The following is a 386-nucleotide window of genomic DNA, read 5'->3' on the forward strand; positions in this document are numbered from 1 at the left end:
GCGCTGAGCCAAGCCTTCAACGATGGCGGTTTTACCGACACCAGGCTCACCAATCAGTACCGGGTTGTTTTTGGTACGGCGTTGCAGCACCTGAATGGTGCGGCGGATCTCTTCATCACGGCCAATCACCGGGTCAAGTTTGCCCTGTTCCGCACGCTCAGTGAGATCGATAGTGTATTTTTTCAGAGCCTGACGCTGATCTTCAGCACCTTGGTCATCCACGCTGTCTCCCCCTCGCATTTGTTCAATGGTTTTGGCTATTTTGTCCGCTGTGGCACCGGCAGCTTTCAGCAGATCGGTCAAGTTACCGCGATCTTCAAGCACCGCCAGCACAAACAGCTCGGATGAAATAAACTTGTCTGCCCGCTTTTGCGCCAGCTTGTCGC

1 pseudogene is annotated in these 386 nt (G+C 54.1%); it reads right to left on the reverse strand.

The features are described from left to right. A pseudogene (locus DUK53_RS17370) lies at nt 1-386 on the reverse strand (Clp protease N-terminal domain-containing protein); the annotation flags it as partial.

The organism is Listeria sp. SHR_NRA_18, from assembly GCF_003856515.1.
Lineage (GTDB): Bacteria > Bacillota > Bacilli > Lactobacillales > Listeriaceae > Listeria_A > Listeria_A newyorkensis.